This window comes from Candidatus Kosakonia sp. 282A-S69 (assembly GCF_029433855.1).
Lineage (GTDB): Bacteria > Pseudomonadota > Gammaproteobacteria > Enterobacterales > Enterobacteriaceae > Kosakonia > Kosakonia cowanii_A.
Map to the genome: position 1 here is coordinate 2,274,616 of NZ_JAROAU010000003.1, position 26,316 is coordinate 2,300,931.

22 protein-coding genes are annotated in these 26,316 nt (G+C 54.9%); 11 read left to right on the forward strand and 11 right to left on the reverse strand.

What is annotated here, in order from left to right; all coding sequences use genetic code 11:
* Positions 1-8: 8 nt before the first annotated feature.
* Positions 9-2,135 (forward strand): YccS family putative transporter, encoded by a 2,127-nt coding sequence (gene yccS / locus PU683_RS16535; protein ID WP_277173360.1) that lies wholly within the window; start codon positions 9-11, stop codon positions 2,133-2,135.
* Here yccS and PU683_RS16540 read toward each other — a convergent pair.
* Entirely contained in the window at positions 2,132-2,752 is a 621-nt protein-coding gene (locus PU683_RS16540) for a TfoX/Sxy family DNA transformation protein (RefSeq protein ID WP_277174319.1), read from the reverse strand. The genes yccS and PU683_RS16540 overlap by 4 nt on opposite strands.
* Before the next feature lie 216 nt (positions 2,753-2,968).
* Here PU683_RS16540 and sulA point away from each other — a divergent pair, with 216 nt between their 5' ends.
* On the forward strand, positions 2,969-3,478 hold the full coding sequence (gene sulA, locus PU683_RS16545) for an SOS-induced cell division inhibitor SulA (RefSeq protein WP_277173362.1): 510 nt from the start codon (positions 2,969-2,971) through the stop codon (positions 3,476-3,478).
* Positions 3,479-3,845: 367 nt separating this feature from the next.
* On the forward strand, positions 3,846-4,895 hold the full coding sequence (gene ompA / locus PU683_RS16550; RefSeq protein WP_277173364.1) for a porin OmpA: 1,050 nt from the start codon (positions 3,846-3,848) through the stop codon (positions 4,893-4,895).
* An 87-nt stretch (positions 4,896-4,982) separates the two neighbouring features.
* Here ompA and matP read toward each other — a convergent pair whose 3' ends face one another.
* Positions 4,983-5,435: a macrodomain Ter protein MatP gene (gene matP, locus PU683_RS16555; protein WP_277173366.1), complete on the reverse strand. Its 453-nt coding sequence runs from the start codon at positions 5,433-5,435 to the stop codon at positions 4,983-4,985.
* Positions 5,436-5,617: 182 nt separating this feature from the next.
* On the opposite strand from matP, the gene PU683_RS16560 reads away from it, so the two are divergent.
* Both PU683_RS16560 and fabA read left to right on the forward strand, forming a co-directional pair.
* Positions 5,618-7,363 (forward strand): Lon protease family protein, encoded by a 1,746-nt coding sequence (locus PU683_RS16560; protein ID WP_277173368.1) that lies wholly within the window; start codon positions 5,618-5,620, stop codon positions 7,361-7,363.
* An 84-nt stretch (positions 7,364-7,447) separates the two neighbouring features.
* Complete coding sequence (gene fabA / locus PU683_RS16565) at positions 7,448-7,966, forward strand: bifunctional 3-hydroxydecanoyl-ACP dehydratase/trans-2-decenoyl-ACP isomerase (RefSeq protein WP_023481591.1); 519 nt, start codon at positions 7,448-7,450, stop codon at positions 7,964-7,966.
* A gap of 70 nt (positions 7,967-8,036) precedes the next feature.
* Here the strand turns inward: fabA and rmf are convergent, their stop codons facing one another.
* The 6 genes from rmf to rlmKL form a co-directional block, all read right to left on the reverse strand.
* Positions 8,037-8,204 carry a ribosome modulation factor gene (gene rmf / locus PU683_RS16570; RefSeq protein ID WP_023481470.1) on the reverse strand — a complete coding sequence of 56 codons (168 nt, stop codon included), beginning with the start codon at positions 8,202-8,204 and terminating at the stop codon, positions 8,037-8,039.
* A 255-nt stretch (positions 8,205-8,459) separates the two neighbouring features.
* Positions 8,460-9,032 (reverse strand): membrane integrity-associated transporter subunit PqiC, encoded by a 573-nt coding sequence (gene pqiC / locus PU683_RS16575; protein ID WP_277173372.1) that lies wholly within the window; start codon positions 9,030-9,032, stop codon positions 8,460-8,462.
* Positions 9,029-10,669: an intermembrane transport protein PqiB gene (pqiB, locus tag PU683_RS16580; protein ID WP_277173374.1), complete on the reverse strand. Its 1,641-nt coding sequence runs from the start codon at positions 10,667-10,669 to the stop codon at positions 9,029-9,031. Before pqiB ends, pqiC begins: the two co-directional genes overlap by 4 nt.
* Positions 10,659-11,930 carry a membrane integrity-associated transporter subunit PqiA gene (gene pqiA, locus PU683_RS16585; RefSeq protein WP_277173376.1) on the reverse strand — a complete coding sequence of 424 codons (1,272 nt, stop codon included), beginning with the start codon at positions 11,928-11,930 and terminating at the stop codon, positions 10,659-10,661. The genes pqiB and pqiA overlap by 11 nt, the downstream gene beginning before the upstream one ends.
* A gap of 11 nt (positions 11,931-11,941) precedes the next feature.
* Positions 11,942-13,849, reverse strand: a complete 1,908-nt coding sequence (locus PU683_RS16590) for an ABC transporter ATP-binding protein (protein ID WP_277173378.1) — start codon at positions 13,847-13,849, stop codon at positions 11,942-11,944.
* A 12-nt stretch (positions 13,850-13,861) separates the two neighbouring features.
* A complete protein-coding gene (rlmKL, locus tag PU683_RS16595) occupies positions 13,862-15,970 on the reverse strand; it encodes a bifunctional 23S rRNA (guanine(2069)-N(7))-methyltransferase RlmK/23S rRNA (guanine(2445)-N(2))-methyltransferase RlmL (protein ID WP_277173380.1) in 2,109 nt (702 codons plus the stop codon).
* A 100-nt stretch (positions 15,971-16,070) separates the two neighbouring features.
* Between rlmKL and PU683_RS16600 the strand changes: the two genes are divergently transcribed.
* The gene (locus PU683_RS16600; protein ID WP_277173382.1) at positions 16,071-17,180 is read left to right on the forward strand and encodes a YcbX family protein; all 1,110 of its coding nucleotides are present in this window, start codon (positions 16,071-16,073) and stop codon (positions 17,178-17,180) included.
* Here PU683_RS16600 and zapC read toward each other — a convergent pair.
* Both zapC and pyrD read right to left on the reverse strand, forming a co-directional pair.
* The gene (gene zapC / locus PU683_RS16605; RefSeq protein ID WP_277173384.1) at positions 17,177-17,719 is read right to left on the reverse strand and encodes a cell division protein ZapC; all 543 of its coding nucleotides are present in this window, start codon (positions 17,717-17,719) and stop codon (positions 17,177-17,179) included. The two genes, PU683_RS16600 and zapC, sit on opposite strands and share 4 nt — an antisense overlap.
* A 167-nt stretch (positions 17,720-17,886) precedes the next feature.
* Positions 17,887-18,897, reverse strand: coding sequence for a quinone-dependent dihydroorotate dehydrogenase (gene pyrD / locus PU683_RS16610; RefSeq protein ID WP_277173386.1), 1,011 nt, complete (start codon positions 18,895-18,897; stop codon positions 17,887-17,889).
* A gap of 249 nt (positions 18,898-19,146) precedes the next feature.
* Here pyrD and ssuE point away from each other — a divergent pair, with 249 nt between their 5' ends.
* Genes ssuE through ssuB form a run of 5 tightly spaced genes read left to right on the forward strand, consistent with a single transcriptional unit; the run spans position 19,147 to position 23,397 of the window.
* A complete protein-coding gene (gene ssuE, locus PU683_RS16615) occupies positions 19,147-19,722 on the forward strand; it encodes an NADPH-dependent FMN reductase (protein WP_277173388.1) in 576 nt (191 codons plus the stop codon).
* Positions 19,715-20,686 (forward strand): sulfonate ABC transporter substrate-binding protein, encoded by a 972-nt coding sequence (locus PU683_RS16620; protein WP_277173390.1) that lies wholly within the window; start codon positions 19,715-19,717, stop codon positions 20,684-20,686. The genes ssuE and PU683_RS16620 overlap by 8 nt, the downstream gene beginning before the upstream one ends.
* Positions 20,683-21,828: an FMNH2-dependent alkanesulfonate monooxygenase gene (gene ssuD / locus PU683_RS16625; RefSeq protein WP_277173392.1), complete on the forward strand. Its 1,146-nt coding sequence runs from the start codon at positions 20,683-20,685 to the stop codon at positions 21,826-21,828. Before PU683_RS16620 ends, ssuD begins: the two co-directional genes overlap by 4 nt.
* Before the next feature lie 7 nt (positions 21,829-21,835).
* Positions 21,836-22,624 carry an aliphatic sulfonate ABC transporter permease SsuC gene (gene ssuC / locus PU683_RS16630; protein WP_277173394.1) on the forward strand — a complete coding sequence of 263 codons (789 nt, stop codon included), beginning with the start codon at positions 21,836-21,838 and terminating at the stop codon, positions 22,622-22,624.
* The gene (gene ssuB / locus PU683_RS16635) at positions 22,621-23,397 is read left to right on the forward strand and encodes an aliphatic sulfonates ABC transporter ATP-binding protein (RefSeq protein ID WP_277173396.1); all 777 of its coding nucleotides are present in this window, start codon (positions 22,621-22,623) and stop codon (positions 23,395-23,397) included. Before ssuC ends, ssuB begins: the two co-directional genes overlap by 4 nt.
* 127 nt (positions 23,398-23,524) lie before the next feature.
* Here the strand turns inward: ssuB and pepN are convergent, their stop codons facing one another.
* Complete coding sequence (pepN, locus tag PU683_RS16640; protein WP_277173398.1) at positions 23,525-26,137, reverse strand: aminopeptidase N; 2,613 nt, start codon at positions 26,135-26,137, stop codon at positions 23,525-23,527.
* Positions 26,138-26,316 lie beyond the last annotated feature (179 nt).

Here is a 26,316-nt window from a genome sequence, read left to right on the forward strand (position 1 = left end):
CCTAGCCTATGTTGAGCCCCTTTCTTCGCCGTTACACATGGAACAGCGCCTGGCTTTATAACGTCAGGATCTTTATCGCTCTTTGCGGCACTGTTGCGTTACCGTGGCACCTTGGCGAAGTTAAACTGACCATTCCATTAACTCTTGGCGTGGTGGCAGCGGCGCTGGCTGACCTCGATGACCGTCTTACCGGACGGTTAAAAAACCTGGTCATCACGCTGGTCTCGTTTTTCATCGCCTCAGCATCGGTAGAGTTGCTGTTCCCCTGGCCATGGCTATTCGCGCCAGGCCTGGTAAGTTCAACTATCGGCTTTATCTTGTTAGGTGGGTTAGGTCAGCGGTATGCCACTATTGCCTTCGGCGCGCTGCTGATTGCCGTGTATACCATGCTGGGCGTCTCGCTGTTCGAGCACTGGTATCAGCAACCTTTGCTGTTGCTGGCTGGCGCCGTGTGGTTCAACTTTCTGACGCTGGTCGGGCATCTGGTTTTTCCCATTCGCGCGTTGCAAGACAACCTGGCGCGCTGCTATGAGCAGCTTGCGCACTATCTGAAACTGAAGTCACGCCTTTTCGATCCTGATATTGAGGAAGCGAGCCAGGCGCCTTTATATGAACTCGCCTTATCAAACAGCCAACTGGTCACCACACTTAATCAGACCAAGAGCACAATGCTCACCCGTTTACGAGGGGATCGTGGGCAGCGAAGTACGCGTCAGGCGCTGCATTACTACTTTGCGGCGCAAGATATTCATGAACGTGCGAGTTCATCGCATATTCAGTATCAAACCCTGCGCGAGCATTTTCGTTATAGCGACGTTATGTTCCGCTTTCAGCGCCTACTTTTTATGCAGTCGCAGGCTTGTATGCAGCTCTCCCGCGCGATTTTGCTTCGTGAACCCTATCAGCATGACAGCCGTTTTGAAGGCGTATTTCTTCACCTTGATGCTGCGTTGGCGCGGATCAAAGGCAGCGGAGAAACGGCCCCCGAACATGTAAAAGCGCTCGGTTTTTTACTCGACAACCTGCGTGCGATCGATGCACAACTGGCAGCGATTGAATCAGGGCAGCCTCATCCACAGGCTAATGGCGAGACGGAAAATCAGCTCGCAGACGACAGTTTGAACGGCCTGCATGACGTCTGGTTACGTTTACGCCAAAACATGACACCTGAGTCAGCCCTCTTTCGCCATGCGGTGCGTATGTCGGCCGTACTCTGTATCGGCTACGCCTTTATCCACCTCACCGGTTTAGAACATGGCTACTGGATCCTGTTAACCAGCCTTTTCGTTTGCCAGCCAAACTACAATGCTACGCGCCACCGTCTGAGCTTGCGCGTCATCGGCACGCTGACAGGTGTCGCTATAGGTTTGCCGGTGCTCTATTTTGTCCCTTCGCAGGAGGGGCAGTTACTGCTTATTGTTATTACAGGTGTACTCTTTTTCTCATTCCGCACGGTGCAATATGCTCATGCCACAATGTTCATCACGCTGCTGGTATTACTCTGTTTCAACCTGCTTGGCGAAGGGTTCGAGGTGGCGATCCCACGCATCATTGATACGTTGATTGGCTGCGCTATTGCCTGGGCGGCAGTGAGTTTTATCTGGCCAGACTGGCACTTCAGGAACCTCGCAAGCGTCACGGAGAAGGCTTTCAACGCTAACTGCCGTTACCTTGATGCGATTCTTGAGCAGTATCATCAGGGGCGTGATAACCGGCTTGCCTATCGCATTGCCAGGCGTAGCGCTTACAACCGCGATGCCGAACTGGCTTCGGTCGTGTCCAATATGTCTTCGGAACCAGGTACCTCACCTGAGCTTCGTGAAATGGCATTCAGATTGCTTTGCCTTAATCAGACTTTTATAAGCTACATTTCTGCTTTGGGTGCTCATCGCGAGCAGTTAACCCAGCCTGAAGTGTTGCGCCTACTGGATGACGCAGTGTGTTATGTGGACGATGCGCTCCACCACTCCCCTGCCGATGAGGGGCGGGTGCAGGATGCGCTTGCTGATTTATCGCAGCGCATCAAGCAACTGGATCCGCGACCTGAAAGCAAAGAGCCGCTTGTATTACAACAGATTGGTCTGTTGATAGCGTTATTGCCGGAGGTTTCTCGTTTAAAAAGCCAAATAGTCTAGAGAGGATTAGCTCCTTTATTCATCACATCATTGGACCACTCAAGCAGCGCCTGGCGTCGACTTGCCGGAAGCGCTGCTTCATGAAGGCCGACGATGGCCCCTTCCAGTGCAAATAACACCTTCACACTGAGTTGTTTGTTCATTTTCCGAAGCCGGAGCCAGCAAACTTTCGCGCCAAGTAGCCGCAGGATTTGTACATCTTTGATGCCAGCCTGCTGCAATTGAAACTCAAGTTGACTGGAAAGATTAGGCAGATCGCGCAGACGAAAAAGTTTTTCGCGCTGCGCTTTCTCCCGTTTTGCTGCATTAAGCGCAAGGGTAGAGAGCTTAAGCAGCAAGCCGCGGTCGCCCCATACACTGTCGCTGACATAAAAATAATTTAACGATATCTGACGCCCCCGCTTGTTGAGACTTAAAAGTGGTGCACGCCGGACTACATCATACTGCGCGCTTTCATCACAGGCGCGTAAGTAAAGTTCCCCCTCGGCTATCATCGCAAAAACGATGTTATCCACTGCAAGGCTATAACCACCAAAGTGGGCGCGATGGCTAATTTGACCGAGTGAAGTGAGATATTCGCGCGATTGATATATCCGTTGATAAGATAAGTCTTCCATGATTTTTCCTTTATAAATCACCTGGTAATGCGTTTTCCCATGAGCGGATCCAGTAATCAGGAACATAGGCAACTGCGCGCGCGACGGCAAGCAAATTTTGTATTGAACCGCAGGCACAAAACAAAAATGCGAGATGCTTTCAGAAATTGAGGTTGATCTTTAAACACTGCGCAGGTACTGTATGTTTATACAGTAACTCAGAGGGCTGGATTGCTTATGCACACTTCAGGCTATGCAAATCGTTCGAAAACATCCACTTCCGCGCTTAACACCTTAAACCAGAGCGAATCCAATGCTCTTGCTACCGGGCTTATCAGCGAAGTGGTTTACCATGAAGACCAGCCCATGATGACCCAGTTATTATTGTTGCCATTACTGCAGCAGCTTGGTCAGCAGTCACGCTGGCAGCTGTGGTTAACGCCGCAACAAAAATTAAGCCGTGAATGGGTTCAGTCTGCGGGTTTGCCGCTGACAAAAGTGATGCAGATTAATCAACTCTCCCCGGGCGCCACGCTGGACTCAATGATCCGCGCGTTACGTACCGGTAATTTCAGCGTTGTCATCGGCTGGCATACCGAGGAGTTGACGGAAGATGAGCATCGCCGCCTGGCATCGGCAGCCGAAGAAGGGAATGCAATTGGCTTTGTTATGCGTCCGATTCGACGCAATCCCCTCGCTGCGAGACAGCTTTCCGGGATAAAAATTCACTCAAATTTGTATCATTGAGTAAATTTAGGAGTATTCCTGGGATTATTTTTCGCATATGTCAGCACCCCCTATTTATTAGGTAAATAGAGCCGCAAAGCTTGTGCGGCGTGGTTTGCCACTCATCAATGATGAACGATATTTGCGCACAAATGTTAAATTTTGTGTACACAAAGCCTTTTTTTTCATATGCCTGACGGACTTCACACTTGTAAGTTTCCAACTACGTTGTAGACTTTACATCGCCAGGGGTGCTCGGCATAAGCCAAAGATATCGGTAAAGATATCTGCAGAGTTGTCAGTGAGCAATGCCCCCGGTGAAGGATTTAACCGTGACTTCTCGACGAGATTTCCATGGCGATTTTTGGATGATAACGAGGCGCAAAAAATGAAAAAGACAGCTATCGCGATTGCAGTGGCACTGGCTGGCTTCGCTACCGTAGCGCAGGCCGCTCCGAAAGATAACACCTGGTACACCGGTGCTAAACTGGGCTGGTCTCAGTTCCACGATGTTGGTAACAACCAGATCCCTAACAATGGCCCGACTCACGAGAGCCAGTTAGGCGCTGGTGCGTTCGGTGGTTATCAGGTTAACCCGTACGTTGGCTTTGAAATGGGCTATGACTGGCTGGGTCGCATGCCGTACAAAGGCAGCGATGTAAACGGCGCATTCAAAGCTCAGGGCGTTCAGCTGACCGCTAAACTGGGTTACCCGATTGCTGATGACGTTGATCTGTACACCCGTCTGGGTGGTATGGTTTGGCGTGCAGACGCTAAAAACAACCAGGGCTTCAAAGATCACGATACCGGCGTTTCTCCGGTCTTCGCTGGTGGTGTTGAGTGGGCAGTTACCCGTGATATCGCTACCCGTCTGGAATACCAGTGGACCAACAACATTGGTGACGCGAACACCGTTGGTGGTCGTCCGGACAACGGTCTGCTGAGCTTAGGTGTTGCTTACCGTTTCGGTCAGCAGGAAGATTCCGCACCGGTAGTTGCTCCGACTCCGGCTCCGGCTCCGGAAGTACAGACCAAGCACTTCACTCTGAAGTCTGACGTTCTGTTCACTTTCAACAAAGCCACCCTGAAACCGGAAGGTCAGCAGGCACTGGATCAGCTGTACAGCCAGCTGAGCAACCTGGATCCGAAAGACGGTTCCGTAGTGGTTCTGGGCTTCACCGACCGCATCGGTTCTGACTCTTACAACCAGGGTCTGTCTGAAAAACGTGCTCAGTCCGTTGTTGATTACCTGGTTTCCAAAGGTATCCCGGCTAACAAAATCTCCGCACGTGGCATGGGTGAATCCAACCCGGTTACCGGCAACACCTGTGACAACGTGAAAGCACGCGCTGCTCTGATCGATTGCTTGGGTCCGGATCGTCGCGTTGAGATCGAAGTTAAAGGTATCAAAGACGTTGTAACTCAGCCGCAGGCTTAAGTTCTCCGTCAGAAAAAACCCCGCCATTGCGCGGGGTTTTTTATTATGTAGCGTTTGGATATGGGAAGGAGTCAGGAACGCCGGGGACTACTCTTTGCCGAGCAGGGCCTGCAGGTCATGCTTTATGGTCGACATTTTCGACGCATACTTCTCTTTATGCTCCGCATCCTCAATCAACTGGACAATCGTTTCGGAAAGCGTCTTCCCGCGGCGCTGTGCCAGTCCCGCCAGTCGTTGCCAGACGACAAACTCCAGGTCGATTGATTTCTTACGGGTATGCTGATGTTCAGCATTGAAGTGCCGTTTACGACGTGCACGGATAGTCTGCTTCATTCGGTTAATCAACGCCGGGTTAATATGCCGCTCTATCCAGGCGTTAACGCGCACGGGTTCATTTTCGAGGGTCAATAAATTATCGACGGCCTCTTTAGCCGCGCTCGCTTCCACATAGCGTGTGATTAACTCCCCTTCACGGTGCTTTTTAACCAGATACTTCCATTTCCAGCCGCTTTCGAGATTTTCCAGTTGTTGATATTTCATTTCTCTCTCAACGTAACCGCGTAACTGAGTCCAGAATATCAGTTTTTTAAGACTCTGCTCAGAAGAAATCACCATGAACATCCGATCTGCCGGATAAGGCAGGCCGAAAGTGGTAATCATTGTGTGATGCGCCAGCGTTTACGGTATAATCGCGCCTTTTACAGCTGACTAAAAAAACGACTTTGACCACTACAAAACTTGAATGGAACGACCTGGTTCCTGATACAGACAGCTATCAGGACGTGTTTGAATCGTCCGCATTAGCGCGCGAAACGGACTTCTCACTGGCCGATACTCAGCCCCGATTGCACTATGCGCTTGAGCAGTTGCTCTACCCGCGCGCGACCTCACGCTTTTTACTGACAAAAGCGCCAGAAGAAGCCGAATATCTCACGATTATTGGTGACGCTCTTACCTCGCTTTTACCTGCCGCTTACACTCCTGCAGGCGGGCAGTACGATATTACCGGATCAACAGTGCGTTTCGAACCCACCACTGATACCCGGAGTAACTTCGTCGGTAAGCAACCTGTTGTGGTTGCTGACTGGGTTGAAGCCGAGCAGCTTTTTGGCTGCCTGCGTCAGTTTAATCAAGAAATTACTCTTCAGCCGGGTCTGGTCCATCAGGCAAACGGCGGTGTATTGCTGATTTCGTTGCGTCCGCTGTTAGCCCAGCCTCTGTTATGGATGCGCCTGAAAACTATGGTGACTCAGCGTCGTTTCCACTGGGTTTCGTTTGATGAATCCCGCCCGCTCCCGGTGTCGGTACCGGCAATGCCACTGGACCTGAAAATTGTACTGGTCGGTGAGCGCGATTCGCTGGCAGAGTTCCAGGAGATGGAGCCGGAACTTGCAGCACAGGCGATTTATAGCGAATACGAAGAGACTCTCCAGGTTACAGACAGTGACACGCTGCGCGTATGGCGGCAGTGGGTTGAACAAACCGCTTATGCTGCACAGTTACCGACCCCGGCAGCAGATGCCTGGGAAACGTTAATTCGTGAAGCCGTGCGTTTTACCGGCGATCAGGAAACCTTGCCGCTCTGCCCGCTGTGGCTTTCACGACAACTGCGTGAAGTTGCGGCATTAACCGCTGACGACACCTTTGATAACGATGCCCTGACCTCAATGTTAGCTCAGCGTGAGTGGCGAGAAGGATTCCTTGCTGAGCGCATGCAGGATGAGATCCTCCTCGAGCAGATCCTCATCGAAACCGAAGGTGAACGTATCGGCCAGGTCAATGCTCTTTCCGTGATTGAATTCCCGGGCCACCCGCGTGCGTTTGGCGAACCCTCACGCATCAGCTGCGTTGTGCATATCGGCGACGGTGAATTCAATGATATCGAACGTAAAGCGGAGCTCGGTGGCAACATCCATGCGAAGGGGATGATGATCATGCAGGCATTCCTGATGTCGGAACTGGATCTGGATCAGCAAATCCCCTTTTCTGCCTCGCTCACGTTTGAGCAGTCATACAGCGAAGTAGATGGCGACAGTGCCTCCATGGCTGAGCTTTGCGCGCTGATCAGTGCGCTGGCCGAGGTACCGGTTAATCAATGCATTGCTATTACTGGATCAGTTGATCAGTTTGGTCGTTGCCAGCCAGTCGGTGGTTTAAACGAAAAAATTGAAGGCTTTTTTGCTATCTGCCAGCAACGAGAGCTGTCAGGCAAGCAAGGGGTTATTATCCCTTCCGCCAATGTTCGGCATTTATGTTTACGCCAGGAGTTGCTTGACGCCATTGAGGCGAAGCAATTTTCCATCTGGGCCGTGGATGATGTGATAGATGCGCTACCCTTATTGATGGGTCTTGCATGGGATGCTGAGGGGCAAACCAACCTTAAGCAAATTATTCTCGAACGTATCGCGCAGGCAACGCAACAAGAGTCTCGCCATCGCTTTCCCTGGCCGTTACGCTGGCTAAACTAGTTCGCTGTTAACTGATCGGACTTGTTCAGCGTACACGTGTTAGCTATCCTGCGTGCGAAATTACAAATAAGGCTTATTAAGAACATGGTAGATAAACGCGAATCCTATACAAAAGAAGATCTTCTTGCCTCTGGTCGCGGCGAACTGTTTGGCGAAAAAGGCCCGCAATTACCGGCTCCGAATATGCTGATGATGGACCGTGTGGTCAAAATGTCTGAGACCGGCGGTAACTTCGATAAAGGCTACGTTGAAGCTGAGCTGGATATCAATCCGGATCTGTGGTTCTTTGGTTGCCACTTTATCGGCGATCCGGTTATGCCGGGCTGCCTCGGTCTTGATGCCATGTGGCAGCTGGTTGGTTTCTACCTCGGCTGGCTGGGAGGCGAAGGTAAAGGCCGCGCGCTTGGCGTAGGTGAAGTGAAATTTACCGGTCAGGTTCTGCCTACAGCGAAAAAAGTCACTTACCGCATTCATTTCAAACGCATCGTCAATCGTCGTTTGATCATGGGTCTGGCTGATGGCGAAGTGCTGGTTGACGATCGTCTTATCTACACCGCATCCGATCTGAAAGTTGGTCTATTCCAGGATACCTCTGCTTTCTGATAGCAGCGTAGCCCTTGCCAAAACGCGAAACCTCCGCAATGCGGAGGTTTCTTTTTCTAAAGAGACAGAATCAGGCAGTCACTGCCCTGTCCTCCATGGCCTGTCGCCAGCCTCCAAGCCACTCGGACCTTTGATTCAGGGTTTGGTACGGACACATCTCTTTCGAGCGCCCCGTAATACCAGCCTGATAACCACGTTGATGTGCCCGTTCCAGGCGATCGCGTTTTTGTCTCTTCATGCCTCGTTTCCCTCATTCTTTTATCTGGTGGAAAAGAAAACAGTGGTCACTTAATGTGCAACCACAGGTCACAAATACCTTGATTAGACCGCGTCGTCAATGCGCAAAATTCACGCCAGTGTCATAAATGTGACCTGGACAGAAATTCATTTGTACAAGAAACAGACATACTTCTGACTAAGTTTCTGAGCTCAAAAACAAAAAAAGCCGCGGCAGGCAAAAACCCGCTGCGGCTTGTTTGATCATTAAATCTACTTATGGCAATCGCTTGAGCTCCGCGGCGATAGCGACGGCTTCCTGCTGCCACCCCTGCGCCAGCGTCTTCACCATCGCATCGTAACCATCTTCTTGCTGTTTGAGCTCAATATGGAATGGTCGCTTAATCAAACTGCCCTGATGCTTAAGCAACCATTCGCCGCTGATAACAACCCGCCCGTCATAGCGACCATGAAAACCGGTTACCGTCACGTTCAGCGTATCCTGCTCACTACCCAGCGGCTGCGATGCCACAACCCAGCCGGGTAAGGCGTTGCCCAGATTCGCCACCAGCGTATTGCGTAACTGCTGATCGAGCGGGCTGGCCCAGAGATTGTTGTTGGCAATGACATATTGCACATCGCTGGTTTGATACACTACGCCATTGCCGGCCAGATAGTCCGGTACTGAGACCTGCTCAACCCATAGCTGGCGGTTACCCTGCGTCTGCCCGGTCATCGACTGCGTCGTGGTTACCGCCGGCGATGGAAGCTGATAGTAACTTTTGTTATCGCCGCCGCTGCTGCAGGCGGCTAATAACAGGACAAGCATCGCCAGTGCGCTCTTTCTCATTGTTTCGCCCTCTTCGGCTGCGGATCGTCTTTCCCTTTCGCTTCAAATACCAGCGCATTGCTCTTATCGTTCAGCGTCTTCAGCACCGGCTGAAGCTCCCGTAACACCTGGTCCAGACGCTGCATATCTGCCACCATCTTGTTATAGGCGGCCGACCCCGGCTGGAAGCCTTGCATGCTGCGATTAAGCTCGCGCAGTGTGGATTGCATATCGGCCGGAAGCTGTTGCATTGACTGGCTGGCGGTCAATTTATTCAGGTTATCCAGCGTTGCCTGCAGACGTTTAAGGGTTTGCTGGCTCTCCGACAGCGTGTTTGTCGCCTGCTGAATCATCGGATTGAGCGGCAGGTTGTTAATCTTATCCAGCGTATCCATCAGTCGCTGCTGAATCTGCGCCAGACCGCCACTCATCGTTGGGATTATTGGGTAGCCCTCAAACTGAGTGAACTCTTTTATCGGCGGCGCATTATTGTAGAAGTCGAGATCGACATACAACGCGCCGGTCACAATATTACCGGTCTTCAGCGAAGCGCGCAGGCCACGATTAAGCAGCTCTTTCATGTGCGCGGTCATATCCGCATCCTGACCCAGCTGATTCGCCAGCCTCTCAGGCTCAATGCGGATCAGAACCGGAATGCGGTAATCATCGTTCAGCGCCTGGCGCATGCCAGGGTTAAAGAATGGCACCTTGCTCACGGTTCCAAGTCGAATACCGCGGAACTCCACTGGCGCACCCGGCTGCAGACCGCGAATTGAGTCTTTAAAGAACATCAGGTAGTCAACATGGTCGGTATAGAGCGAGTCCTGAATACTGCGCTGATCGTCATACAGTTTAAAGGCGCTCTTCTCCGCTACCGGCTGGCCCAGGTCCAGCCCATCCGGGATATCAAAACTGACGCCGCCGCCAAACAGCGTGGCCAGCGACCCCATCTCAACACGCATGCCGGCAGAGGTGAGATCGACAGCAATACCGCTATCTTTCCAGAAACGGACATTGCTGGTCACCAGCCGGTCGTTCGGCGCATTGATGAAGAGCTGATAGGTCATGGTCCGCTTTTGCGTATCAAAGTTACTGGTTTCAACAGAACCCACGCGATAGCCGCGGAACAGCACCGGATCGCCCGGTGAGAGTTGCCCCGCCTTGCTGCTGTCGAGGATCACACGGATCCCTTTAGCATCCGGCGGTGCCAGCGGAGGGGCATCCAGCAGGGTATATTGATCGGGCACGCTGCCTTTGGCACCAGGCTGTAGTTCAATATAGGCGCCCGAGAGCAGCGTTCCGAGGCCGCTGACCCCCTCACGCCCCACCTGCGGTTTTACCACCCAGAATACTGAGTCGTTATGCAGCAGTTTTTCCATGCCGGAGTTGAGTCGCGCTTTGATCTCCACGTGGGTTAGATCATCGGTCAGCGTTGTACTCTCTACGACGCCGACATCCACGCTGCGGCTTTTAATCGGCGTTTTTCCGCCGACAATGCCCTCTGCATTAGTGGTGATCAGTGTCACTTCCGGCCCCTGATGGCTGTAGTGGTAAAAGAGGATCCAGGCGCCAATCAGCGCAGTCACGATCGGAAAAATCCAGACCGGCGACCAGTTCCTTACTTTTTGCACCTGGGCTTCCCCCTGTTTATTCTCCATGCTCTGACAACTCCTCATGGTGCGTTTGTGGCTCCCGATCCCAACTGAGACGCGGGTCGAAAGTCATCGCCGCAAACATCGTGATAATAACGACCAGCGCAAACATTAGCGCACCCATTGCAGGATAGATATTCATCAGCCCGCCAATGCGAACTAACGCAGATAGCACCGCAATAACAAAAACATCGATCATTGACCAGCGGCCGACAAATTCGACCACTTCATAAATAAAGTGCATCCGTTCGCTGTCGCGTCTGCCATAGCCCTTCGCATCAATGCAGAGCCAGGCAATGCCAATCATCTTAAGCGTTGGCACCATAATGCTGGCGATAAAAATCACCAGCGCCACGGGATAAGAGCCCTCGCTCCATAACAGCACCACCCCCGCGAGTATGGTCGAGGGCGTAGGATCGCCCAGCAGATCCGTTATCATGATCGGCAAAATATTGGCCGGCAGATAGAGCATGATCGCCGTGACCAGCAGCGCCAGCGTCCACTGAATACTGTGCCGTCGCCGGACGTAGCCGCGCGTATGGCACCGCGGACAAACCGGATTATCCATCGGCACTATCGCCGTGCAGCAGGGACAGGATCGCAGCCCCTGACGGAGCCCGGTGATGCCCGCACGAAGCGGTTGCTCAAGCGCAGGCGCTGGTGCGATGTCATCCCACAGCCAGTGGCGATCGACACACTGAAACGCGCGCAGCTGCAGCAGGCAGAAGAGACACCACGGAATGAAACTGCTGCCGATGCCGATATCGCCATAGGACATCAGTTTAACGAAGCTCACCAGCACGCCGGCAAGAAAAATCTCTGCCATACCCCAGCTTTTCAGCTGAAACAGCACCCGCGCCAGCGCGATTTTGAGGCGAAAATCCATCCGCACCCGGTTAACCAGCAGCAGGATAGTGACAAGGCAAAAGGCAGGCACAAGCTGTACGAAAAGCAGGAAGAGCGTGCCAAGGCTGGCATAATCTTCTGAAAACATGACGCCTGGGATCTCAAGCAGCGTCACCTCGCTGGCAATGCCCGCCACCTGCATATTGACGAAGGGGAAAAGATTGGAGAGCAGCAGCATAAACAGGGCGACAAGGGCGTAAGCCGTCGGACGCTGCCGCGGCTCTTTCCATTCGGTCGTCAGGGTTGTGCCGCAGCGCGGACACGCCGCCCGGTGTCCATGTTGCAGGGGCGGTAACGCCACCAGCATGTCACATTGCGAGCAGAGAATGTGGCGAGTGCCATGGTGGTGGTGTTCACACATACCGCTTTCCTCTATGCGCCGTTTTTCAGCGCCTCCAGATACTCCCAGCGTTCAAACGCCGCTTCCAGTGCCTGCTCGGCAGACGCCATGTCAGCGAGCACTTTTTGCGTATGATCGTGCGGCTGGCTGAAGAAATTCGCATCGGCCACCTGCGCCTGCAACATTTCCAGCTCTGCTTCCAGCTGTTCCAGCTTTTGCGGCAGCTGTTCCAGCTCACGCTGCAGGTTATAGCTTAGTTTGTTGGCGCTGCGTTTAACAGTTTCTGCTTTGGCGGCTGGCGCCTCGGCACTTTTCTGCACAGCGGTTTGTTTAAACGCCTGCGAAGCAGCCTGCTGGCCACGCGCATCGTGATAGCCACCAACATACTGTCCAATACGCCCTTCACCTTCAAAGATCCAGCATTCGGTCACAGTGTTGTCAACAAACTGACGATCATGGCTCACCAGCAGCACAGTGCCCTGATAGCTATCGATCAGCTCTTCCAGCAGCTCAAGCGTTTCAACATCCAGGTCGTTGGTTGGTTCATCAAGGATAAGCAGGTTGCTGGGTTTCAGGAACAACCGCGCCAGCAACAGGCGGTTACGCTCCCCGCCCGACAGCGCCCGCACCGGCGTCATCGCCCGTTTCGGATGGAACAGGAAGTCCTGCAGGTAGCCGAGAATATGGCGCGGCTTGCCGTTAACCATCACCTCCTGCTTACCTTCCGCCAGGTTATCCATCACGGTTCTGTCGGGATCCAGCTCGGCACGATGCTGATCGAAATAGGCCACTTCAAGCTTGGTGCCAATGTGAACGCGACCGCTATCCGCTTTCAGCTGTTCCAGCATCAGCTTCAGCAGGGTCGTTTTACCGCAGCCGTTCGGGCCAATCAGCGCAATTTTATCGCCGCGCTGCACCTGGGTGGAGAAGTCGCGCACCAGCGCTTTGCCGTCAACGCCGTAGTTAACATGTTCCAGCTCGAAGACGATCTTACCGGAGCGGGAGGCCTCCTCGACCTGCATTTTTGCGCTGCCCATCACCTCACGGCGTTCACTACGCTCGCGGCGCATCGCTTTCAGCGCACGCACGCGCCCTTCGTTGCGGGTACGGCGCGCTTTGATGCCCTGGCGGATCCACACCTCTTCCTGCGCCAGCTTGCGGTCGAACTCGGCATTTTGCAGCTCTTCTACGCGCAGCGCTTCCTCTTTCTCCAGCAGATACTGGTCGTAATTGCCCGGATAGGAGACCAGCTTGCCGCGATCGAGATCGACAATGCGCGTCGCCATATTGCGGATAAACGAACGGTCGTGCGAAATAAAGATAATGGTGCCGCCGAAGGATTTCAGGAACCCTTCCAGCCAGTCGATGGTTTCAATATCCAGGTGGTTAGTTGGCTCATCAAGCAGCAGCACGCGCGGCCCGCTCACCAGCGCACGCCCCAGCGCCGCTTTACGCAACCAGCCGCCTGAGAGCGCTGAGAGCGACATATCGGCCGTCAGGCCGAGCTGCGCCAGCACTTCATTAATACGGTTCTCCAGCTGCCACAGGCCGTGGTGATCCAGCATCTCCTGCACGCGCGCCAGTTCCGCAAGGTTTCTGTCACTCGGATCGGTCATCACCAGGTGAGAGACCTCGTGGTAACGCTTGAGATACTCTGCCTGCTCTTCGATACCTTCGGCAACGAAATCGTAGACGCTGCCGCTCACATTGCGCGGCGGATCCTGTTGCAGACGCGCAACGACTAAATCCTGTTCATAAACGATGCGACCATCATCGAGATTTACTTCCCGGTTGAGGATCTTCATCAGCGTCGATTTGCCTGCGCCGTTACGACCAACCAGACAGACGCGCTCATTCTCTTCGATATGCAGTTCCGCATTATCAAGAAGCGGTGCATCGCTGAATGAGAGCCACGCGCCGTGCATACTAATTAATGACATCTATTTATCCTTTCAGGCTGCGGTAATCAGCCAGCAGTTGTGGATTTGACGGTTGCGGGCAAAATCCTGCGACTGCGTTTTGTGGGTAATTTCTTGTGCTTTCAGCCCCAGCTTCGCCAGCCCGTCGAGATCCATACGGAAACCGCGTTTGTTGTTGGAGAACATAATGGTGCCTCCTTTACGCATCAGACGCTTCAGGTCTTCCATCAGGCGCATATGATCGCGCTGCACATCAAAAGACTCTTCCATACGCTTGGAGTTGGAGAAGGTCGGCGGATCGATAAAGATGAGATCGAACTGCTCATCGCTCTCCTGCAGCCAGCCGAGGCAATCCGCCTGGATCAGGCGATGCGCACGGCCACTCAGGCCATTGAGGCGCAGGTTACGCTCCGCCCACTCCAGATAGGTGCGGGACATGTCTACGGTGGTAGTGGAGCGCGCGCCGCCCAGGCCCGCATGAACACTGGCGCTGCCGGTGTAGGCGAAGAGGTTGAGGAAATCTTTGCCTTTGCTCATCTGGCCCAGCATGCGGCGGGCAATACGGTGATCGAGGAACAGGCCCGTATCAAGGTAATCTGTCAGGTTGACCCACAGGCGCGCGTTATATTCGCTCACCTCGATAAAGTCGCCCTTCTCATTCATCTTCTGGTACTGATTATTCCCCTTCTGGCGCTCACGGGTTTTCAGCACCAGTTTGTTAGGCGCAATACCGAGCACATGAATGGTAGCGGCAATAATATCGAACAGGCGTTGACGCGCCTTTTGCGCATCGATGGTTTTCGGCGCGGCGTACTCCTGCACCACCACCCAGTCGGCATAGCGATCGACAGCAACGTTGTAGTCCGGGAGATCGGCATCATACAGGCGATAACACTCAATCCCCTCCTGACGCGCCCACTTCTCCAGCCTCTTAACGTTTTTACGCAGGCGGTTAGCGTAATCTTCCGCCATTGCAGGCGCTTTGGCTTCGCCACTATTTTCCGCCAGATGGTAGTTTTTCTGCACACAGTCAAGCGGGCCGTTTTTGGCTTTGAACTGGCGCTCGGCGCGCAGTTGCAGACAGTTAAGCAGATCAACCGAGGCGCTAAACAGCGACAGGTTCCAGCCGCCAAATTGGGCTTTCAGCAGACGACCCAGCAGGCTGTGCAAGGCAATCAGCGCCGGTTCGCTCTCCAGACGCTCGCCGTAAGGCGGGTTACTGATAACGGTGCCGTAAGGGCCTTGCGGCATGGGGTTGCTGAGCTGCGCGACATCTTTGGCTTCAAAGGTAATCAGCTCGCCAATTCCGGCGCGACGGGCGTTTTTACGGGCATTTTCGATGACACGGGCATCGCTGTCAGATCCATAAAAACGGGACTCATAGGCAGCCAGCCCCTGGCGCGCGCGGTTTTGCGCGTCGGCTTTCACTTCGCCCCAGATGGCATCATCATGCTGCGCCCAGCCGCTAAAACCCCAGTGGCCACGATGCAGGCCAGGCGCGCGATCGGTTGCCGCCATGGCGGCTTCGATCAGCAGTGTCCCGGAACCGCACATCGGATCGAGCAGCGGCGTACCCGGCTGCCAGCCAGAGCGCATCACGATTGCGGCGGCCAGGTTCTCTTTAATAGGAGCGATGCCGGTACGATCGCGGTAGCCGCGCAGGTGCAGGCCTTCGCCGCTCAGATCGAGAGAGATATGCGCCGTTTCCTGGTTCAGCCAGACGTTAATGCGCAGATCCGGCATTTCACGCTCGACGTTCGGGCGCGGCAGGTTTTTACGCGTAAAGCTGTCGACAATCGCATCTTTTACTTTCAGCGCGCCGTACTGGCTGTTGCGGATCTCATCATTCAGGCCGCTGAAGTGCACGGCAAAGGTCGCGCCAGGGTTGAAAATCTCTGTCCAGTTGATCGCCTGCACGCCGAGATAGAGATCAAGGTCGCTATAGACCTTGCACTCTCCCAGCGGCATCATAATGCGCGAGGCCAGGCGGCTCCACATCAGGCTTTGGTACAGGAGCCGCGTGTCGCCTTCAAAATGGACACCACCCTGAACGACGCGGCACTCCACGGCGCCGAGTTTTTCAAGTTCAGTTTTTAACAGCTCTTCCAGCCCACGGGCCGTACTGGCAAACAGAGAAATCATAATGTCACTTACACTCTACGAAAATTGTTGCGCATTATAGCTAATCTCGCCCTCATGTCATAAAGTTGGGGGCTTATTTTCGTCTAACAGGGAGGAAGACGTGCCTACGCTTTCACGTCTTTATATCCATCCGGTGAAATCCATGCGCGGCATTGGCCTGACGCATGCTCTTGCCGATGCCAGCGGCCTCGCGTTTGATCGGGTTTTTATGGTCACGCAACCTGATGGCACCTTTATTACCGCGCGTCAGTTTCCGCAGATGGTGCGTTTTCTGCCCTCGCCTTTAACCGATGGTCTGCATCTGAGCGCGCCCGACGGCAGCAGCGCGGTGATCCGCTTTGCTGATTTTGCACCCGAAGCTGCGCCCACAGAGGTGTGGGGTAATCACTTCACAGCGCTGATTGCGCCTGCGGCCATTAACCAGTGGCTGAGCGGCTTTTTCGACCGCGAGGTGCAGCTGCGCTGGGTAGGCCCCAATCCGACCCGCCGCGTAAAGCGTTATGAAGGGGTTCCCCTCTCCTTTGCCGATGGGTTTCCCTACCTGTTAACCAATGAAGCCTCGCTGCGCGATCTGCAAAAACGGTGTCCGGCCAGCGTACAGATGGAGCAGTTTCGCCCCAACCTGGTGGTGACCGGTGCGCAGGCGTGGGAGGAAGATACCTGGAAGGTGTTACGCATTGGCGATGTGGTGTTTGACGTGGTTAAACCCTGCAGCCGCTGCATCTTCACCACCGTCAGCCCCGAGCGCGGCCAGAAACACCCTGCCGGTGAGCCACTCGCCACGCTGCAAAAATTTCGGACGGCACAGGATAATGGCGATGTCGATTTCGGTCAGAATTTAATTGCCCGCAATAGCGGCGTCATCCGCACCGGCGATGAGGTTGCGGTGCTGGCCACCGCTCCGGCGAAGGTGTATGGCGCGGGTGCGGTCGTTGAAGCGCTCGAGCCGGAGGTGCAACCCGCGGGTACCGTGGATATTGAGTGGCAGGGGCAGACCTTTCGCGGTAACAACCAGCAGGTGCTGCTTGAGCAGCTGGAAAATCAGGGGATCCGCGTGCCCTACTCGTGCCGCGCAGGCATCTGCGGCTGCTGCAGGATACGTTTAGTGGAAGGCGAAGTGAGTGCGCTGAAGCAATCAGCGTTGGGTGAGGATGGCACCATCCTCAGTTGCAGCTGCGTACCGAAAACGTCGCTGCGGCTGGAACCTTAAACAGCCTGCTCGAAAGCGAGGCTTGCGGCATTAAGCTGCGGCTTCAGGCGGTCGTTCATAATTTTGATCGCATCGCCCAGCTGCATCATGCGCCCGGCAATCACCACGCCGGGCTGAGCCAGCAGGCAGAGCGTCGCGTTCTCGCCCGGCTCAACCACCAGCAAATTCACACACTCGTGCGTATCGCTTAACCAGACGCAGGCCCCGTCGCCCACGCCAGGCGTCCACGGGGAAGTGTGGCTCATAAAGTGCCAGCTTTTTGGCATTTGCGGTTTAAGAAAACGGATTGCCACCAGCGCGTTGAGCACCAGCTCGGCGCGTTGCTCATTAGATAATTCTAAATCGCGGCATTTTTCGTCGAAGGAGAAATAAAGCGCAGCGTCATCAACACAAAAACCAGACGGGGAAAACGCATCGGGCGTCAGCATTTTACGGGCGAATCGGGAGCGAAATACCATGCCATTGGCTAAATCGAGCATCATACGATCGTGCTCTTCATCAAAATACCAGCGCCAATTATCGTCAGGTTTAATTCGCATTGTTTCCCCCTTTCCCCCTAAACATCCTGTCGTTTTTTCATCCGTTTTGCCGCCTCGCTTATTAACTTAATAATTGAAGACTGAAATGTTTAAATTAGCAACAGTGACGGAATATAAAACAACCAGGGCCGGAAATAAAGCCCTGGTTGTACAGGCGGGGAAAAAGATCAGAGGTGGGTGACGATCTCTTTTACCAGCGGTGGGCCTTTAAAAATAAAACCGGAATAAATCTGCACCAGCGAAGCGCCCGCTTCCATCTTCTCGCGTGCGGCGATCACCGAGTCGATTCCACCGACGCCAATAATCGGTAAACGCCCGGATAATTCTTGTGACAGACGTCGGATAATTTCCGTGCTTTTTAATTGCAGGGGACGTCCACTTAACCCACCGGTTTCATCACAATGTTTCATTCCCTGGACCAGGGTACGGTCAAGGGTGGTATTGGTGGCAATAACGCCATCAATATTGTGGCGAACTAAACTGTCGGCTACCTGGATAAGCTCTTCCTCAGAAAGATCGGGCGCAATTTTCACCGCCACCGGGACATATTTATGGTGGCGGGCTTGCAGATCATTCTGCTTATTTTTAATGGCGCTGAGTAAATCATCCAGCGCTTCGCCATATTGCAGCGTGCGCAACCCGGGGGTGTTTGGCGAAGAGATATTGATGGCGATATAACCGGCATAGGGGTAAATTTTCTCCATGCAGATCAAGTAGTCATCTTTACCTTGTTCAACGGGCGTATCTTTATTTTTGCCAATATTAATGCCGAGCACGCCGTCAAAATGCGCCTTTTTGACATTCTCGACCAGGTTGTCGACGCCAAGATTGTTAAAGCCCATGCGGTTAATCAGCCCTTCGGCTTCCACCAGGCGAAAGATCCTCGGCTTATCATTCCCCGGCTGCGGGCGTGGCGTCACGGTACCAATCTCAATTGAGCCAAAACCCATCGCGCCCAGCGCATCAATGCACTCACCGTTTTTATTCAGACCAGCGGCCAGACCGAGCGGATTTTTAAAGGTCACGCCCATGCACTGCACCGGTTTTGCCGGTACACGCTGGCGGACAAGCGCTTCGAGCGGCGTACCGGTAATACGGCGCAGCTGCTGGAACGTTAATTCATGAGCGCGTTCTGGATCGAAATGGAAAAGGGCTTTACGAACGAAGGGGTAGTACATGAACTCTCCTGGATTCCCGGTGTGCAAACCGGGGGCGTATTATCAGTGAAAGCGCAGCGAAAGGGAATTGACCTGTGGCAAAAAAAGCCTATTCCGCGCAATCGTTTTCCTCCTATGCCTGCCCTTTATGCAATTTTCAGCAACTTTTCCCCAAATAAATCATTTAGGGGAATAAACCGCCTCTGTCACACTGCCTGAAATTGTTATCAATGTTACCTAAAAGCAAACATTTGGTTATAAGGAGTAAGCATGCGCGTTGTCACACTGGCCGGCAGTCCCCGCTTTCCCTCGCGCTCCAGCGCGCTTCTGGCATATGCCCGCGATCGTCTTACCGCACAGGGCGTCGAGGTAAGCCACTGGCATCTGCACAATTTTGATCCGCAAGACCTGCTCTATGCCCGCTTCGACAGCCCGGCACTGCAAACCTTTATTGAGCAGCTCAGCGCGGCTGACGGAGTGATTGTCGCCACGCCAGTCTATAAAGTAGCCTACTCCGGTGCACTAAAGACCCTGCTCGACCTGCTTCCTGAACGCGCGCTGGCAGATAAAGTCGTGTTGCCGCTGGCGACGGGCGGCACGGTAGCCCATCTGCTGGCGGTGGACTACGCCCTGAAACCGGTGCTGAGCGCCCTGAAAGCTCAGGAGATCCTCCACGGCGTCTTCGCTGACGACAGTCAGGTGCTCGATTACCAACATAAACCGAGCCTGACGCCCAATCTGCAAAGCCGGCTGGATAGTGCGCTGGAGACCTTCTGGCAGGCGCTGCATCGCCGCGACATCAAAGCCCCGGATTTCCACGCCCCGCAAGGAGTTGCTCATGTTTAAACGCCTCTCGTTTTCGGCCACCGGGCTGCTGCTTGGCGGGCTACTCACCCTGTCCGCCTGGGCGCAGGCCGCCGAGCCCGCGCCAGACTCTTTGCGTATTGGCTATCAAAAAGGGAGCGTCAGCATGGTACTGGCGAAAAGCCACGGCCTGCTGGAGAAGCGCTATCCCCATACCAACATTTCCTGGATCGAGTTTCCGGCCGGGCCGCAAATGCTTGAAGCGCTGAATGTCGGCAGTATCGATCTTGGCAGCACGGGCGATATACCACCCATTTTCGCCCAGGCCGCGGGCGCAGATCTGGTCTATGTCGGCGTCGAGCCGCCAAAACCGAAAGCGGAAGTGATCCTCGTGGCTGAAGATAGCCCGATCAAAAGCGTGGCGGATTTGAAGGGCCACAAAGTCGCGTTCCAGAAGGGTTCCAGCTCCCATAACTTGCTCTTGCGGGCGTTGCAACAGGCCGGGCTGAAGTTCAGCGACATTCAGCCAGTGTTCCTTAGCCCGGCGGATGCCCGCGCCGCGTTCCAGCAACACAATGTCGATGCCTGGGCTATCTGGGATCCCTACTACTCTGCCGCTCTGTTACAAGGCGGCGTGCGGGTGCTGAAAGATGGTACCACCCTCAAGCAGACCGGGTCGTTTTACTTAGCCGCGCGCCCCTACGCCGAGAAAAACGGTGCCTTTATTCAGGGTGTGCTCGATACCTTCAGCGCAGCAGACGCGTTAACGATTAGCCAGCGTGACGAGAGTGTTGCCCTGTTTGCCAAAACCATGGGGCTGCCGCAACCGGTAATCGCCACCTATTTCGATCACCGCCCGCCGACCAAAATCACCCCGGTGAATGAAGCGACGGCAGCGCTGCAGCAGCAGACCGCCGATCTTTTCTATCAAAACCATCTGGTACCGAAAAAAGTCGATATCCGTAGCCGTATCTGGCAACCGATCCAAGAAGGAGCAAAATCATGAGTCTGAATCTCTTCTGGTTTTTACCGACCCACGGCGATGGTCACTATCTTGGCACCGACCACGGCGCGCGACCGGTTGATCATGGCTACTTGCAGCAGATCGCCCAGGCAGCCGACAGGCTCGGCTTTAGCGGCGTGCTCATTCCGACCGGACGATCCTGTGAAGATGCCTGGCTGGTAGCCGCCTCATTGATTCCGGTCACCCAGCGCCTGAAGTTTCTGGTTGCCCTGCGCCCGAGCGTCATCTCACCGACGGTTGCCGCACGTCAGGCGGCGACACTCGACAGGCTCTCTAACGGACGGGCGCTCTTTAACCTGGTGACGGGCAGCGATCCGCAGGAACTGGCGGCCGATGGTGTATTTCTCGATCACAGTGAACGCTATGAGGTGTCGGCGGAATTTACCCATATCTGGCGCCGTTTGCTGGAGGGCGATACCGTCGATTTCACCGGTAAGCATTTGCAGGTACGCGGCGCGAAGCTGCTCTTTCCACCGGTACAGCAGCCGCGCCCGCCGCTCTACTTCGGCGGCTCCTCCGACGTAGCGCAGGATCTGGCAGCAGAGCAAGTCGATCTCTATCTTACCTGGGGCGAGCCGCCGGAGCAGGTAAAAGAGAAGATTGAGCAGGTGCGCGCGAAAGCCGCTGCCCATGGGCGCAGGGTGCGCTTCGGTATTCGCCTGCATGTGATTGTGCGCGAAACCAATGCCGAAGCGTGGCAGGCAGCAGATCGCCTTATCTCCCATCTTGATGATGCAACAATTGAAAAAGCGCAGGCAGCCTTTGCCCGTCAGGACTCAATTGGTCAACAGCGTATGGCCGCCCTACACAACGGCCGTCGCGACAAGCTCGAAATCAGCCCTAACTTGTGGGCCGGTGTCGGTCTGGTGCGCGGCGGCGCCGGCACGGCGTTAGTGGGCGATGGCCCGACAGTTGCTACGCGCATCAACGAATATGCCGCTCTCGGCATCGACAGCTTTATCCTCTCCGGCTACCCGCATCTGGAAGAGGCGTACCGCGTTGGCGAACTGCTCTTCCCACATCTGGATGTCGCCATCCCCGAGATCCCGCAGCCGCAGCCGTTACAGCCGCAGGGCGAAACGGTGGCGAACGAGTTTATTCCGCGTAACGTGGCGCAAAGCTGAGGTCGTGATGGCGAAAGAGAATAAGTGGTTGTTGCGCCTGGCTCCCTGGCTGCTACCGGCGCTGATTGTTGCGGTCTGGCAGCTTGCCTCAACTTTCGGCTGGCTCTCAAGCCGCATCTTTCCCTCACCGGAGGGGGTGGTCGAGGCATTCTGGACGCTGAGCGCCAGCGGTGAGTTGTGGCAGCATCTGGCGATCAGCGCCTGGCGCGCGGCGATTGGTTTCTCCATCGGCGGCAGCATTGGCCTGACGCTCGGGCTGATTAGCGGTCTCTCGCGCTGGGGAGAGCGTCTGCTGGATACCTCGATTCAGATGCTGCGTAACGTGCCGCATCTGGCGCTGATCCCGCTGGTGATTTTGTGGTTCGGTATTGATGAGACGGCGAAGATCTTTCTCGTCGCGCTCGGGACGCTGTTTCCGATCTATATCAACACCTGGCACGGGATCCGCAATATCGACCGCGGACTTGTTGAGATGGCGCGCAGTTATGGCCTCTCCGGCTTTGCGCTTTTCGCCCATGTCATCCTGCCCGGCGCCCTGCCGTCGATTATGGTTGGCGTGCGTTTTGCCCTTGGCTTGATGTGGCTGACGCTTATTGTCGCCGAAACGATCTCGGCTAATGCCGGTATCGGCTATCTGGCGATGAATGCGCGTGAATTTCTGCAAACCGATGTGGTGGTGGTGGCCATCATTCTCTACGCCCTGCTTGGCAAGCTGGCCGATATCAGCGCGCTGGCGCTGGAGCGGCTGTGGCTGCGCTGGCACCCCGCATACCACACAAAGGAGGCGACAGTATGAATACGGCCAGACTGAATCAAGGTATCCCGCTGCTTTTGAATGGCGTCACCAAACGTTATGGCAACAACACAGTGTTAAATGGGCTCGATCTGCATATTGCCGCCGGGCAGTTTATCGCGGTGGTGGGCCGTAGCGGCGGTGGGAAAAGTACCCTGCTGCGGCTGCTAGCCGGGCTGGAGACGCCAAACAGCGGTGAGCTGCTGGCAGGCACGACGCCGCTTGCCAGCATTCAACACGATACGCGCATGATGTTTCAGGACTCACGGCTGCTGCCGTGGAAATCGGTGATCGCGAATGTTGGCCTCGGGCTGAAAGGAGGCTGGCACAAGGCAGCGGAAGCCGCATTACGCTCGGTGGGGCTGGAGCAGCGTGCAACTGAGTGGCCAGCGGCGCTCTCCGGTGGGCAAAAACAGCGGGTTGCGCTGGCGCGTGCGCTGGTGCATCAACCGGGTTTGCTGTTGCTCGACGAACCGTTAGGCGCACTGGATGCCCTCACCCGGCTGGAGATGCAGGCGCTGATCACACAGTTGTGGCAGGAGCAGGGCTTTACGGTGGTGTTGGTGACGCATGATGTCAGTGAAGCGGTAGCCATGGCGGACCGCGTATTGCTGATTGAAGAGGGGAAGATTGGCCTTGATGTGAGTGTCGATTTGCCGCGCCCGCGCCGCCTCGGATCGGTAAGGCTTGCCGAACTCGAAGAGCAGGTGTTGAACCGTGTGATGCAGCGCGGCGAGACGGGAAACAGCGTTATGCCCCGCACCCGCCACGCGTGATGTGATAAACGAAGAGCACCAAACCCGCAGGCCGATAAGCGTAGCGCATAAGGCATTACTGCCGGATGGCGGCTGACGCCTTATCCGGCCTATAAAGAGCGTAGGTCGGATAAGGTGCTCCACACCATTACGCCAGTGCTTTGCTCACTTTCTCGTAGAGATCGCCGGAGAGATTCGGTAACGCTTTCAACTGTTCCAGTGCTTTGCGCATCAACGCCTGACGACCTTCATCGTAACGCTTGAAGCGGATCAGCGGCTCAATCAGACGCGACGCAACCTGCGGGTTGCGGCTATTCAGCTCCGTCAGCATTTCGGCCAGGAAGCGATACCCGCTGCCATCTTCGGCGTGGAACGCTGCCGGATTGCTGCTGGCAAATGCCCCAATCAGAGAACGGATGCGGTTCGGGTTGCTGAGGGTGAAAGAGCGGTGCTGCAGCAAACCGCGCACCGTCTCCAGCGCGTTCGCCGCCGGGCTGGTGGCCTGTAGAATAAACCACTTATCCATCACCAGACCGTCCTGGTGCCACTTGTCATCATACTCCTGCATCAGCACATCGCGGCACGGCAGCTGGGCGGCAACCGCCGCCCCGAGCGCGGCCAACGCATCGGTCATATTATCCGCTTCGTGATACTGCTGGCTGACCAGTTTGTCCGCCAGCTGCGCATCGCCAAAGGCGAGATAACGCAGACAGGTATTGCGCAGGGAGCGCTTACCAATATCCTCATGCTCCACGCGATAGCTGTCGAGTTTGTGAGCGTTATAGACTGCCAGGAATTCGTCAGCCAGCTCGGTTGCCAGCGTGCGGGTCAGCGCTTCACGGACGGCAGCGATAGCTACCGGATCGATGATGTCGAACAGCTCGGCAATCTCATTCACCGAAGGCAGGGTCAGGATCTCGGCGGCGAGCGCCGGATCGATCTGCGCATCAAGCAGGATCGCACGGAACGCATCGGCAACATGCAGCGGCAGCGAGAGCGCCAGCCCCTGCTGATGACGGGCAACGTTCAGCTTGATATGCGTCGCCAGTAAGCTTTGCGCCGCATCCCAGCGCGCGAAGTCATTTTTCGCATGACGCATCAGGAAGGTGAGCTGCTGATCGCTCCATTTATACTCCAGCTTTACCGGTGCCGAGAAATCACGCAGCAGCGACGGGACAGGCTGGAAGTAGACGTTATCAAACACAAAGGTCTGCTCCGCCTGTGTCACGTTCAGCACGTTATGAACCGGGTGACCCTCTTTCTGCAGCGGGATCACTTTACCTTCGTTATCGTAAAGTTCGATATCAAACGGAATATGCAGCGGCAGCTTCTCCTGCTGCTCCGCCGTTGGCGGTGTGCGCTGGCTAATGGTCAGCGTGTACTGCTCGGTGTTCGGGTTGTAATCATCCTGCACCGAGACAATCGGCGTGCCGGCCTGACTGTACCAGCGGCGGAAATGGGAGAGGTCAATATTGGAAGCATCTTCCATCGCCTGCACAAAATCATCGCAGGTGGCTGCGCTGCCGTCATGGCGCTCAAAATAGAGTTGCATCCCTTTCTGGAAGTTCTCTTCCCCCAGCAGGGTGTGCAGCATACGGATCACCTCCGCCCCTTTTTCGTACACCGTCAGGGTGTAGAAATTATTCATCTCAATGACTTTTTCAGGGCGAATCGGATGCGCCATCGGACTGGCGTCTTCAGCGAACTGCATGCCGCGCATGGTGCGCACATTATTAATGCGGTTAACGGCGCGGGAGCCGAGATCGGAGCTGAACTCCTGATCACGGAACACCGTGAGCCCCTCTTTCAGGCTCAGCTGGAACCAGTCGCGGCAGGTAACACGGTTACCGGTCCAGTTATGGAAATATTCATGGCCAATCACGCGCTCGATATCGAGATAGTCTTTATCAGTCGCGGTATCGGTACGGGCGAGAACATATTTGGAGTTGAAGATGTTCAACCCTTTGTTCTCCATTGCGCCCATATTAAAGAAGTCGACGGCGACGATCATATAGATGTCGAGATCGTACTCCAGCCCGAAACGCTGCTCGTCCCACTTCATTGAGTTTTTCAGCGAGGTCATCGCCCACGGTGCGCGATCGAGGTTTCCGCGATCGACATAGAGCTCCAGCGCCACTTCACGACCGGAACGGGTCATAAAGGTGTCGCGCAGCACGTCGAAATCACCGGCCACCAGCGCAAAGAGGTAGCAGGGTTTCGGGAACGGATCCTGCCACTGTACCCAGTGGCGGCCATTTTCCAGTTCGCCCTGATCGACTCGGTTGCCGTTGGAGAGCAGGAAGGGGTAACGGGTTTTATCAGCAATCAGTTTGGTGGTAAAGCGCGCCAGCACGTCCGGGCGATCGAGATACCAGGTGATATGACGGAACCCTTCCGCTTCACACTGGGTACAGAGCGCTTCACCAGATTGATAGAGCCCTTCGAGCGCGGTATTCGCCGCCGGGCTGATCTCATTAACGATGCGTAAGGTAAAGCGGTCCGGTAGGCCGTCGATCACCAGTTGACCGCCCTCTTCTTTATAGTTCGTCCAGGGTTGGTCATTAATATGCAGGGAGATTAAGGTCAGATCGCCGCCATCAAGGCGCAGCGGCGCAGCAGATGCGCTTTGGCGTGACACGTTGCTCAACGCGGTGACGACGGTTTTGGCGGCGTCAAGGTCGAAGGTCAAGTCAATATCACTAATCAGGTAGTCCGGCGCACGGTAGTCGTGGCGGTATTTGGCTTGTGGCTGTTGTGTCATAAAAAACCTTTAGCATCTTCTGTTGGTTACGGTTCCAGTCTATTCCGGTTGCTACAAACGTGCCACGCAGAATGTTTATCTTTTCAGAGGGAAAAGCTCTGTCTGCTACATTTTTATAACAGTGGGCACGAAAAGCCATCGACCCTTTTCCGACGATATGGTGTGATGGGGTTCACTAA